This is a genomic window from Pseudochrobactrum sp. sp1633 (genome assembly GCF_030376605.1).
Classification (GTDB): domain Bacteria; phylum Pseudomonadota; class Alphaproteobacteria; order Rhizobiales; family Rhizobiaceae; genus Pseudochrobactrum.
In genome coordinates, this window is sequence record NZ_JARRAE010000032.1 from 1 (window position 1) to 11,724 (window position 11,724).

Here is an 11,724-nt window from a genome sequence, read left to right on the forward strand (position 1 = left end):
AGTTCGAGGCAAAAACACAGTTCGCTGTCGTCTTCGGCGAGCGTTTCATAATCCAATGAAAGGCGCCTCAAGCACAAAATTCCTGACAGTCCCTTTTCAAGCTGGCCACAGCTTCATGCTGACTTAGAAAAATCTGGCCATTGAGATGTTTCAGGAAATCCGTACCCTTCAGCCGGTCCATGACCGGACCTTTCACCTCCGAGAGATGGAACCCAATGCCTGCATCGAAAAGGCGGCGATTGATTTCCTCGAGACTCTCAAGGGCTGATGCATCGATGGCGTTAACCGCAGAGCACATCAAGACGACCTGTTCAACGGCCGGACGTTCCGCAACCTCAGCAGCGATAGTATCCTCAAGAAAGCGCGAATTGGCAAAATAGAGGCTCTCATCAATGCGAATCGACAAGAGTCCGGGATCGGTGAGCACCGAATGCCGCTCCATATTGCGATAGTGCTCGGTGCCTGGCACCTGTCCGACAATGGCAGTATGCGGCTTGCTGGTGCGGTAAAGGTGTAGCAGCAAGGAAAGCAGTACCCCGGCGACGATACCCAGTTCCACGCCCCAGCCTAGCGTAACGATGATCGTGGCGGCCATGGCGGCGAAGTCCGATTTCGAATAGGCAAAGACCCTGCGCACCGTTCCGAAATCGACCAGCGACAGTACGGCGACGATGATAGTCGCTGCAAGTGTCGCCTGCGGCAGGCTGGCGAGTAAAGGCGTCAGGAACAATGCGGCGAGTGCGACACCGACAGCGGTGAATACGCCGGCGGCCGGCGTTTGAGCCCCGGCGTCGAAATTGACCACTGAGCGCGCAAAGCCGCCGGTGACGGGGTAGCCCGAGGACAGGCCCGCCGCGATATTGGCGGCGCCCAGCCCGATCAGTTCCTGGTCGGGATCGATGCGCTGGCGACGCTTGGCGGCAAGGGTCTGGCCCACGGAAACCGATTCCACGAATCCCACCACCGAAATCAGGAAGGCCGGCATGAGGAGTGCCGTGATGAGGTCGAGCGAAAGGGCCGGCGCGCCAAACGCGGGCAGGCCCTGGGGAATAGCGCCGACGAGCGCGACGCCGCGCGCGCCCAGGTCAAGACCGGCAGCAAGAGCGACGGTCACGGCGACGGCGAGGATTGGCGCGGTTTTCGCCATCATGTCGGCGAGGCGCGCCGGGACACGCATCGCGACCAGCAGGGGTTTGAGATATTTGCGAGCGAAATACAGGAAAGCCAGGACGCCGATACCGATGGCAAGCGTGACCGGATTGACGGCTCCAAGCTGGCCCGACAGAGATAGGAGAATATTGGGAAGCGTGTCCCCGCCGCCTGACACGCCGAGGATATGGCGGAGCTGGCCAGCGGCAATCAGCAGGCCGGATGCGGTGATAAAACCCGAAATCACCGGATGCGACAGGAAATTGGCAAGGAAACCGAGACGGAAGATCCCCATGACCACGAGCATGCCGCCCGAAAGCAGCGCCAGGACAATGGCGGCGGTGAGATAGTCGAGCGTCCCTTTGGCGGCGATCTGGCCGATGGCGGAGGCGGTCATCAGCGAGACCACGGCGACCGGCCCGACCGCCAGCGTGCGGCTGGTGCCGAAGATCGCATAGGCTACGAGCGGTAGGATCGACGCGTAAAGGCCGACTTCCGCCGGCAGACCGGCCAACATGGCATAAGCCAACGACTGCGGGATCAACATGATGGTGACGATCACCGCCGCCAGCAAGTCGCTGGTCAGAACGGTGCCATCATAGGCTTTGACCCATTGCATGAACGGGAAATATCGGGAGATTTTTGACATGAATGGCTTGGAGCGTGAGAAAACCTGGTTGGGCGCTGTCACGAAGAGGGGGAAGTGACATCGCCCGATCGGACAGTAGGGGGGCTACTGCCCGATTAATGAATAGAGCGCCGCAGAGCGGGCACCGGAGCGGCAATAACCTAGGACCGGCCCGTCAATAGCCTCCAAAGCTTCTTCAAAACGATCGACCTGTGCGGCTGACGGCGCTCCCGCAACAGGAATATGAATCGCCTTCATCCCGTGCTTTTCGGCTTCTCGGGCGACGGCTGCGAAGGCCGGCTGGCCCGGCTCCTCGTTGTCGGGCCTTGCACACACGATCGCAACATAGCCGTCCCGGGCGAGTTGTGCGACATCCTCAGGACGAACCTGACCCGTCGTCGCAAATCGGTCGTCGATCTTCTTGATGTTCATTTTTCCGGATTTCCAAAAAAGATTGAATGGCCACATATTCAGGTTGCCTTCGCGGTCGCGCGCAGCCGCAGAATGTCGCGCAAGGCGCGCGACAGCGATGCCGCCGACCATAGAGCCGACGAACAGCCACGCATCACCATGGCCGAGGCCGAGCGCGGGAATGGCGCCGCCCGGGCAGAAGCCGGTGATGCCCCAGCCAATGCCGAATACGGCCGAGCCGGCAATGAGCGGGAAATCGAGATCCCGGCGCGGGGACAGGTGGAACATGCGATCAAATACTGGCGCCTCGCGCCGGAGGACAAATGCATAACCAATCGCGGTGACGATCAGCGCGCCCCCCATGACAAAGGCGAGCGAGGGATCCCAGGTTCCCGCGAAGTCGAAGAAATTCAGCACCTTAGCGGGATTAGCCATGCCCGAAAGCGCGATGCCGGACCCGAAGACCAGTCCGATAATGAGAGCGGAAAGAACGCGAACCATTATAAACCTCCGATGACGTGGCGGACGATAAAAACGGTGACGGCAGTCGATGCCATGAAAGTCAGCGTTGCAACGATCGAGCGGGGCGAAACACGCGCCATGCCGCAAACGCCATGCCCGGAGGTGCAGCCCGAACCGAAATAGACGCCGGCCCCAACAATCATCCCCCCGACAATCAGCCACGGTGCGGGGGTGGGGCTTTCAAAGGGAATGTCATAGCCGGTCATGACGACGATCAGCGCCGGCGCGCCGACGGCTCCGGCAAGGAATGCCGCCCGCCAGCCCCAATCGTTAGAGAAGGGCGGCACAAGGCCGGAAAGGATTCCGGTCATACCGGCAATACGGCCGTGAAACGCCATTAACAACACTGCGGCGAGGCCGATGAGGCTGCCGCCAAACAGCGACAGCCACGGGGTAAATTCTGTCATTGATCCTTGGTCCTTGATGTCGAGAGATTAAAGAGTGCATAGGCCGGACAGAAGCGGACGAGGCCGGTCACCGCGAGCACGAGCCCGACAATGACGAAGATCCAGGTCCACAGCGGGTTGGTGAACAGCGCCCAGCCGGTAACGAAAGGGGCGACCAGCAGGAGGACACCGATGATGAGGCGGGCGATGCGATCCGGGGTTCTGACATTGAGTTTCATAGCTGTTTTCTTTCGCTAGCAGAGGTTAAAAACGCAAGAATAGTCGGATTTATGTATCTACGCAATTACGAAAATATTAGGTAGAATTGAGACCCCGGACAGGTGCGCCACCCGCCTATTTGCAGAACAGCTGATACATGGTGTGGACGAAGGTTTCGACGCGCGGATCGGCCAACCGGTAGAATACCTGCTTCCCCTCCTTGCGTCCGACAATCAGGCCGGCCTCGCGCAGTTCAGCGAGCTGTTGCGAAAGACCTGGCTGGCGGATACCGAGCCCATCCTCGAGTTCGCGCACCGACCGTTCGCCCTCGACGAGAGCACAAGCGACCAGCAGGCGATCAGGGTTGGCGAGCTTCTTAAGGAACGCAGTGGCTTCACCGACTTTCCCCCTCAGCTCCCTTGCTTCATCCGTGATCAGCATCATTTCCATCAGTCGTCCCAGGCAGCGCCTTCGAGTAGGTTCATCGGAATCTTGAGGTAGCGCCTACCGTTTTCCTCGGGTGCAGGCAGACGTCCCGCATTGGTGTTGATCTGGAGGGCGTGCAGGATCAGCTTGGGCATCGCAAGTGTCTTGTCACGCGCGTCGCGTGCGGCAATGAACTCTGCTTCGGTCTTATGAACCGACATGTGGATATTCCTGGCTTTCTGCTCGGCCACGGTCGACTCCCACAAAGGTTCGCGGCCGCCCGGCTGATAGTCATGGCCGGTAAAAATGCGCGTCTCGTCGGGCAGCGCGAGAATGTCCTGAATTGATTCCCACAATTGCTGCGCACTGCCACCAGGGAAGTCGGCGCGGGCCGTGCCGCTGTCGGGCATGAACAGCGTGTCGTGAACGAAGGCAGCGTCTCCGATTACGTAGGTGATCGAAGCCAGCGTATGACCCGGCGAGAACATCACCTTCGCGTCGATATTGCCCACTTTGAAGGTCTCGCCATCGGCGAAGAGCTTGTCCCACTGCGAGCCATCGGCCGGGAAGTCGGGCCAGTTGTAGAAATCCTTCCAGAGCGTCTGGACCTCGACGACCTTCTCGCCGATGGCCGTCGGCGCGCCGGTCTTGTCCTTAAGATAGGCGGCGGCGGAAAAGTGATCGGCGTGCGGGTGCGTGTCGAGGATCCATTCGACCTCGTAGCCCTTCTCGGCAATGAACTTGAGAATATTGTCGGCATGCGTCGTGGCGGTCGCCGCCGACTTCTCGTCATAGTCGAGCACCGGATCGACGATGGCGCATTTTTTCGTCTCCGGGTCGGCGACGACATATTGGATCGACCAGGTGCGTGGATCGAAGAAGCCAGTGACTTCAGGCTTGGTTGTCATGGGATTTTTCCTCTTGCTCATTTCTTGCGACCGCTGAGCGGCTGACACTCACATAATATCGCTTACATTTTTTCGCAAGCATTATTTTGTGATTGATAAGTTTTGCCTTGTGAGCCTATTCCGCCGGCGTCGCGGGCACGGTTCGGGCGCTCTGCCAAAGCAGCGGCACGAGGATCAGCGCGACGGCCGGAAAGATCATCCAATTGATCGTCTGCCAGCCGGACGCATGCAGCAGCGCGCCGGCGAAAAAGGACGCCGCGGCTACCGTCCCGAAGATCAGGAAGTCGTTGGCTCCCTGCGCCTTTCCGCGCTCGGCCTCAGTATGACAATCCGTGACCATGGCGGTCGCGCCGATGAAGCCGAAATTCCAGCCGACGCCCAGAAGGATCAGCGACACGTAGAAATGGACGAGCTGCAATCCGGCGAGAGCGAAGACGGCCGAAATCGCAATCAGCAGGAGCCCGAACGCCGTCACGCGTTCCTTGCCAAAGCGAGCCATCAGATGGCCGGTGACGAAGCTCGGCGCAAACATGGCGAGCACATGCCACTGGATGCCGAGCGCCGCGTGATCGACCGAATGACCATGGCCGACCATGGCGATGGGCGCTGCCGTCATCACGAACACCATCAATCCATAGGAGACGACGCCGGCGGCGACGGCCAACATGTAGCGTGGCATCAGCAGGATCTGGGTCAACGGCCGTCCGGTGTCCTCGCGGCTTTTCCCGGCTGCTGCTGCCTTTGGCGTACGCAGCAGCAGCAGAATGGGAACCGCCATCAATGCAAGCGCGGCCTGGCTGAGAAAGCTACCGACATAGGGTGTCCCGGGAACCGCATCGCGGGTCCAGATCACGAGTTGGGGACCGATGATCGCGGCGATCAGGCCGCCAATCATTACCCAGGAGATTGCTTTGGCCTTGAGTTCACCGGTCGCCGCATCGGTCGCCGCGAATCGGTAGCTCTGCACATAGGCGGCGTAGAAGCCGGCGATGAAAGTGCCGATGCAGAAGATTGCGAATGAAGTGGCAAAGATGCCCCATGCCGCCACGAGCCCCGCCGCCATGCCGAAACCCGTCCCGAGCAGATAGCCGTTACGCCGTCCGATCTGGCGCATGACAAAGGCTGCCGGCAGCGTGCCGACGGCAAGGCCGAGGTTGAAGAGGCTGACCGGCAGCGTCACCAAAGCCGGATCGGACGAGAGCTGCTGCCCCACAAGACCCCCGAGAGAAATAATGATCGGCGGGCTGGCCGCACCCAGCGCCTGCGCGGCAGTGAGCACATAGATGTTGCGTCGGGCAAACGCCTGATTGTCCGGGGTCATGTCCATTCTCGCTTTGCCCTGGCGAAGAGCATCGCGAGGGGTTGAGGTCGTTAAGGTCAGGTGTCGGGTTCGCAGTAGTGAGCGTAGAGCACGCTCACGACCTCGCGGGCGATGTCGGATTCGATGCGATACCAGATCGTCTGACCATCGCGGCGGTTGGCGATGATGCCTTCACGGCGCAGCAGAGCGAGATGCTGCGAAACGGTGGAATCACGAATTCCCACAAACTCCGCGAGCTGGCCAACGGACTTCTCTCCGTCGATCAGGCGGCAAAGGATCAAGAGGCGGTGATGGTTGGACAACGCCTTCATCAGTTCGCTCGCCTGATCGACGGCGGCGCGCATTTCATCGGGGTTGATAGCGACTTTACTATTCATTCTTGCGTATCTACGTTATTTCGTATATCTAGTCAACAGAAATCCTCCTCCATCAAGCCGGAGGCGGGCCGTCAACGGAGTATCGATCATATGTCTGGTAACCACCAGATCGTCTGTCCCGGATGCGGCGCGGTTAATCGCGTGCCTGCGGACAAGCCCGCGGCGGCGGGCAGGTGCGGAAAATGCGGCAACGCATTGTTCAGCGGCAAGCCGCTCGACGCCGATGCCGAGATGTTCGCACGTCAAACCACCCGTTCCGACATTCCCGTTCTCATCGATGTCTGGGCGCCCTGGTGCGGTCCCTGCCGCATGATGGCACCGGCCTTCGAGGCCGCTTCCGCCATCCTCGAACCGCAGATGCGCCTGCTCAAGCTCAATTCGGAGGCGCACCACGGCGTTGCAGGCCGCCTCGGCATCAGAGGCATCCCGACCATGCTGCTTTATGCCGGTGGCCGCGAGATCGGGCGGGTATCCGGAGCCATGAACACCCAGCAAATCGTTGGATGGGCCAAAGACCAGCTCTCAGGGGCTCCTGCCGCGCACAAAACAACTTAACCCCAAGGGAGGGAGATATGGAAAGACGGCAATTTCTGGTGGGAGCGGCAGCTCTTGCCTCAGTCGGTTTGAGTACGGAAGCCGCGCAGGCTCAAACGTCGAACTCAAGAGCCCGTATCGTCATAGCAGGTGCAGGCGCAGCGGGATTGGCTCTTGCGTCGCGGCTGCGCCGCGCCATGCCCAACGCGACCGTCACCATCATCGACGCCAAGAAGGAACATCATTTCCAGCCAGGCTTCACCTTGGTCGGCGCCGGGATCTGGTCTCCGGCCCAGGTGACGGAGCGAAATGTCGACTACATGCCGCGCGGCGTCGAATGGGTGGAGGCCGCAGTTGCCGAATTCGATCCCGAAGCCAACGCCGTGGTGACCACGACCGGGCAGCGGATCGACTATGATTTCCTGATGGTCGCAACCGGGCTCAAGCTCAATTACGAAGCCATCGAGGGCATGGATGTTTCCCTGATCGGCCGCGATGGCATCGCCTCGATCTACGCCGGCCCCGAACAGGCCAGAGCTTCGGCAGCCGTCATCGATGGTTTCATCGACGCTGGCGGCGTCGGCCTGTTCGGCCGTCCTGCCGGCGAGATGAAATGTGCCGGCGCTCCCCTCAAAATCACCTTCATCACCGACGACAAGGCGCGCAGCCGCGGTCGCCGTGGTTCGGTCGAACTGATCTACAATGCGCACAACCCTGCGGTCTTTTCCGTTGTGCCGGTCAATGACAGGGTCGCCGAAATGTTCGCCGGCCGCGATATCGCCGTCAATTACAGCCATGTGCTGAAGGCGATCGACCCCGGCGCGAAGCAGGCGACCTACGCCACCGAAAGCGGCGATATCACGCTCGATTACGACTTCATCCATGTCGTCCCGCCGATGCGCGCACCGGATGCCGTGCTGGCAAGCCCCCTGCCTTGGCAGGACGGCGCGCTTGCCGCCGATGGCTGGATTGAGGCTGACAGGGCGACCCTGCGTCACCCGCGCTATCCGAACGTGTTTGCCGTCGGCGATATAGCCGGAGTGCCGCGCGGCAAGACGGCGGCCAGCGTCAAATGGCAGGTTCCCGTTGTCGTCGACAATCTCGTCGCCGAAACAGCCGGCCGGACACCGCAGGCGGTCTACAATGGCTACACCTCCTGCCCGATGGTCACCGGCATCGGCAAGGCGATGCTGATCGAGTTCGACTATGACGGCAATCTGATCCCCTCCTTCCCGTTCATCGATCCGCTGAAGGAATTGTGGGTGTCCTGGCTGATCGAGGAAAAGGGCCTGCTCGGGGCCTATCGCGCCATGCTGCGCGGGCGCGCATAGGGAGAAGCGACCATGAGCGATTTTGATCTCACGACGATCTATTTCATCCTCTCCGAGAGCATGGGCGGCTGGCTCTGGGGGTTCGTCGTCCTCGCCGTCCTGCTTCTCGCCGCGATCGTGGCCGGCATCATGACGCTTCAGAAGAACGGCACGCCGGCCCGGCGCCCACTGGTTGCCGCGCTTGGGGCGGGCCTGGTGACCACGATTATCTTCACCTTCCTCGTTCCAATCTGGACCTTGGCCGGAGCCGGCGCGCTCGCCGCACCCATCGACGTCCTGTTTGCGGCTCTCTTTGCCCTTGTGCCGGGCGGGGTGGTCGGATCGGCCGTGTTCATCATCATGGCTTTCGCTTCCAATCGGCGGGTGGCGGCAATCGCCTGATTAAGGCCGAGTAAGCATTTCCGATGGCCCGCCTGGCGGGCCATCGTCGGTCAAACAACAAATCATTCATGTTCAGCAAAGGTATCCTGATGGTCTTCCCACAGGTGACGGCGTTCTATGCCGCTCTGCTTGGTCTGGTTTTCACAGGCCTGTCGTTCTGGGTGGTCAAGGCTCGTGCGCACCACAAAGTCGCAATGGGAGATGACGGGCAATTCTCGCTGATCCTGCGCATCCGGAGCCATGCCAACTTCGCGGAATACGTGCCGTTGGGGCTGATCCTGATCGCATTCAACGAAATGGCCGGCCTGGATCCCTGGGGAATTCACGCACTTGGCGCAGTCCTTGTGCTTGCGCGCATCGCTCACCCTATCGGCATGGCCGCGTCTGAGGGGTCGCCGCTGCAAAAGCCATTTCGCGGCTTCGGCGTCCTTGGCACCTGGGGCGTGATCCTGATCTCTTCCCTGATTGTGCTCGCCGGACTGTTCTGAATTGCTCAGGCCTGGAACGCCGCCGCAGATGGCTTGCCGGTTTCGTTCAACCCGCTGATTCTGGCGCATGTCGCCGGCGGCGTGCTGATCCTGGCTCTAGTCGTCTGGCGACTCGTCCTGAAATCGCAAAGGGCCGCGCCTCCGCCGCCGGACAACGAACCCGCCCTGCTACGGATGGTGGCGCATTGGAGCCTCTATGGCCTGCTCGCCGCCATCCCGGACATCGACATGGCGGCCTGGTTCGGTGGTGTCGAGGCGGCCGCGACCGCTCACGGTGTGCTGAAGGTCCCGCTGATCGCCTTGATAGCCCTTCATCTGCTTGCGGTCATTTTCCATCATCTGATCCTGAGAAACCCGATACTGAAACGGATGGTCTGACATCAAGGCACCGCACGCGAGTGAGGAAGTTCCGGCCTTAAGCCTGCCTTAAGGATCGAGAGCGAGCAATCGGCCGACCATGAACTCCACGTACCAGGCTGAACCAAAAAGCATGAAGAAGCTCCTGCTCACCGCGGCCCTTGCCTCCGCGCTTTCCGCGTGTAGCGATAGCGATGAGCCCGGGGGCCGTCCTGTGAGCAACACCGACGCGCCAGTGCTCGATACCCTGAAAGCCCAGGGGCTCACCATCCACGGCCCGCTCGATGTGCCCGGCGGTCTCGATGCATTCGCTGCCAGCGTGGGTACGCAGGCGCTCGCCGTCTACGTCATGCCTGACTCCGGCTATGCTCTGATCGGGACGTTGATCGACGAAGCGGGCAATCCGGTTGCTGACGAAGAGCTGCGTCGCATCGTCAGCGAGCCGATTGAACAGGGTGCGTGGGACTCGCTAGAGGCCGCCGGCTGGGTCGGTGATGGCAGGCCCGATGCCGAGCGTATCGTCTATGTCTTCACTGACGCCAATTGTCCGTTCTGCAATCAACTATGGACCTCGGCGCGACCCTGGGTCGAGGCCGGCAGGGTGCAGTTGCGCCATGTCATGGTGGGCGTGATCCGGGCGGATTCAGCCTCGAAGGCAGCAGCGATCCTCGAAGCAGAGGACCCGGAAGCTGCCCTGGCCTTCAACGAAGTCCATCATTCCGAAGGCGGGATCGCCCCGCTCGAAACCATTTCCGACGAAAGTAATGTCCAGCTTAACGCCAATGTCGAACTGATGCGTCAGCTCAGCTTCAGCGGCACTCCGGGGCTGATTGCCAAAAGCGACGATGGATCGCTGAGATTCCAGAGCGGTGTTCCGCGCGGGGCGGCGCTCGAGGAGCTGTTCGGACCGCTTTAGCAAGCCGAAAGTCACAAGAGGCAGGAACGATGCAGCCAGAAACAGCGCAAACAAGGGAAGAAAAGCGAGCGCGATTAACGCGGCGAGCGCTTCTGGCGGGCGGCCTTGCCGCGCCGGCTGTGCTGCTGGCGACACCGCTTTGCGCTGGTGGACATCAGGGCGGACTGGTGCGCGGTCTGCCATCGTATCGAGCGCGAAATCCTTTCCCACCCGACGGTGAGGCGAAATCTTGAACATGTGCCGCTGCTGAAGATGGACGTCACGGCCATGGACGAGGCCAATCGCCAGCTTCATGCTCATCTTCGCGCCAGCGGACCGCCCACGTTCTTCGTCGTGGACGCCGCAACGGGCGCGGAATACGATCAGACCCGATCGCTGGGATCGTTTTCAAGACGCAATCTGATCCGGCGCCTGGCGCCGTTTTCGGGGATCTGAAGGAACTACGGATGACGGTAAACCGCTGGGACGAACGCTATCGCGGCGAGGACTATCTATTTGGGCGCGAGCCGAGCGCCTTCCTGAAGCGTGAAGCCGATCGCTTCGCAAAGGGTAGCAGCGTCCTTGCGGTCGCCGATGGCGAAGGACGAAACGGCGTGTTTCTCGCCGGTCTCGGTCTCAAGGTACATGCCATCGACGCCTCATCTGTCGCGCTGGAAAAAAGCGCGCGCCTGGCCCGTGAATCAGGCGTTGAGATCAAGCTTGAACAAGCCGATCTTGCCGATTGGTGCTGGCCACGCGAGACCTATGACTACGTTGTCGCGATCTTCATCCAGTTCGCGGACCCGGCAATGCGGGCGCAGCTCTTTGAGGCGATGAAGCGCGCCCTGAGACCAGGCGGGCTCTTGCTGTTGCACGGCTATCGTCCCGAGCAGGTGGAGCTTGGCACAGGTGGGCCGCCGCAGCGCGAGAATATGTATACGCGCGACCTGCTGATCTCAGCATTCGGCGACTTCGAAATCCTGCACCTGCAGGAGCATGATGCGACGATCCACGAAGGCAGCGGGTCATAGCGGGCCTTCGGCCCTTATCGACCTCGTCGCACGCCGGCCCGCCGTCAGCCCTTAAGGTTGGCTTAAGGTGGCGCCCATGTCCTGCGCACACAGCAAGTGACGCAAGGACACTGTTTTGAGTACGCAGATTCGTTATCCCAATACGCTGGGGCGGCGCGGGTTTCTTATTGGTGCAGTTGCGCTGGTCCTGGGAGGCTGCTCGGCGACAACCCGGCGTTCTCAGACGACAACGCCGGCAACTCCGCCTCCCCCCTCACGTCCAATACCGCCCATGGTGTTGTCTCGTTAAGTTTCTCTGACCGGAAAGGCCCGTGGCTCGTAGATATTCAGGCGAAACAGGCCGCAATTTTCCATGCATCA

The 11,724-nt window shown here is 60.9% G+C and carries 16 protein-coding genes; 8 read left to right on the plus strand and 8 right to left on the minus strand.

Features of this window, described 5'->3' with window-relative positions; translation table 11 throughout:
• Positions 1-67: 67 nt before the first annotated feature.
• The 8 genes from P8H26_RS17605 to P8H26_RS17645 form a co-directional block, all read right to left on the minus strand.
• Positions 68-1,798: a SulP family inorganic anion transporter gene (locus P8H26_RS17605; protein WP_213599361.1), complete on the minus strand. Its 1,731-nt coding sequence runs from the start codon at positions 1,796-1,798 to the stop codon at positions 68-70.
• Positions 1,799-1,882: 84 nt separating this feature from the next.
• Complete coding sequence (locus P8H26_RS18125; RefSeq protein WP_213599363.1) at positions 1,883-2,689, minus strand: DUF6691 family protein; 807 nt, start codon at positions 2,687-2,689, stop codon at positions 1,883-1,885.
• Entirely contained in the window at positions 2,689-3,117 is a 429-nt protein-coding gene (locus P8H26_RS17620) for a YeeE/YedE family protein (RefSeq protein WP_213630863.1), read from the minus strand. The genes P8H26_RS18125 and P8H26_RS17620 overlap by 1 nt, the downstream gene beginning before the upstream one ends.
• The gene (locus tag P8H26_RS17625) at positions 3,114-3,335 is read right to left on the minus strand and encodes a DUF2892 domain-containing protein (RefSeq protein ID WP_213599365.1); all 222 of its coding nucleotides are present in this window, start codon (positions 3,333-3,335) and stop codon (positions 3,114-3,116) included. Before P8H26_RS17625 ends, P8H26_RS17620 begins: the two co-directional genes overlap by 4 nt.
• Positions 3,336-3,450: 115 nt before the next feature.
• Positions 3,451-3,765 carry an ArsR/SmtB family transcription factor gene (locus tag P8H26_RS17630; RefSeq protein WP_374708325.1) on the minus strand — a complete coding sequence of 105 codons (315 nt, stop codon included), beginning with the start codon at positions 3,763-3,765 and terminating at the stop codon, positions 3,451-3,453.
• The gene (locus P8H26_RS17635) at positions 3,765-4,649 is read right to left on the minus strand and encodes an MBL fold metallo-hydrolase (RefSeq protein ID WP_213599367.1); all 885 of its coding nucleotides are present in this window, start codon (positions 4,647-4,649) and stop codon (positions 3,765-3,767) included. The genes P8H26_RS17630 and P8H26_RS17635 overlap by 1 nt, the downstream gene beginning before the upstream one ends.
• Positions 4,650-4,764: 115 nt before the next feature.
• On the minus strand, positions 4,765-5,970 hold the full coding sequence (locus P8H26_RS17640) for an MFS transporter (RefSeq protein ID WP_289634417.1): 1,206 nt from the start codon (positions 5,968-5,970) through the stop codon (positions 4,765-4,767).
• A 56-nt stretch (positions 5,971-6,026) separates the two neighbouring features.
• Complete coding sequence (locus tag P8H26_RS17645; RefSeq protein WP_238481671.1) at positions 6,027-6,347, minus strand: helix-turn-helix transcriptional regulator; 321 nt, start codon at positions 6,345-6,347, stop codon at positions 6,027-6,029.
• A gap of 90 nt (positions 6,348-6,437) precedes the next feature.
• On the opposite strand from P8H26_RS17645, the gene trxC reads away from it, so the two are divergent.
• The 8 genes from trxC (at position 6,438) to P8H26_RS17685 (ending at position 11,364) form a co-directional block, all read left to right on the plus strand.
• Positions 6,438-6,902, plus strand: coding sequence for a thioredoxin TrxC (trxC, locus tag P8H26_RS17650; RefSeq protein ID WP_213599371.1), 465 nt, complete (start codon positions 6,438-6,440; stop codon positions 6,900-6,902).
• 17 nt (positions 6,903-6,919) lie between these two features.
• The gene (locus P8H26_RS17655) at positions 6,920-8,212 is read left to right on the plus strand and encodes an FAD/NAD(P)-binding oxidoreductase (RefSeq protein ID WP_213599373.1); all 1,293 of its coding nucleotides are present in this window, start codon (positions 6,920-6,922) and stop codon (positions 8,210-8,212) included.
• Positions 8,213-8,224: 12 nt separating this feature from the next.
• On the plus strand, positions 8,225-8,593 hold the full coding sequence (locus tag P8H26_RS17660) for a DUF5368 family protein (protein WP_213599375.1): 369 nt from the start codon (positions 8,225-8,227) through the stop codon (positions 8,591-8,593).
• A 23-nt stretch (positions 8,594-8,616) separates the two neighbouring features.
• Complete coding sequence (locus tag P8H26_RS17665; RefSeq protein ID WP_238481672.1) at positions 8,617-9,081, plus strand: MAPEG family protein; 465 nt, start codon at positions 8,617-8,619, stop codon at positions 9,079-9,081.
• A 33-nt stretch (positions 9,082-9,114) separates the two neighbouring features.
• Positions 9,115-9,459 (plus strand): cytochrome b/b6 domain-containing protein, encoded by a 345-nt coding sequence (locus P8H26_RS17670; RefSeq protein WP_213599377.1) that lies wholly within the window; start codon positions 9,115-9,117, stop codon positions 9,457-9,459.
• 193 nt (positions 9,460-9,652) lie between these two features.
• Positions 9,653-10,354, plus strand: coding sequence for a thiol:disulfide interchange protein DsbG (dsbG, locus tag P8H26_RS17675; RefSeq protein WP_213599379.1), 702 nt, complete (start codon positions 9,653-9,655; stop codon positions 10,352-10,354).
• Positions 10,355-10,459: 105 nt separating this feature from the next.
• A complete protein-coding gene (locus P8H26_RS17680) occupies positions 10,460-10,789 on the plus strand; it encodes a thioredoxin family protein (protein WP_213599381.1) in 330 nt (109 codons plus the stop codon).
• 11 nt (positions 10,790-10,800) lie between these two features.
• The gene (locus P8H26_RS17685; protein WP_238481673.1) at positions 10,801-11,364 is read left to right on the plus strand and encodes a cyclopropane-fatty-acyl-phospholipid synthase family protein; all 564 of its coding nucleotides are present in this window, start codon (positions 10,801-10,803) and stop codon (positions 11,362-11,364) included.
• Positions 11,365-11,724: the final 360 nt, after the last annotated feature.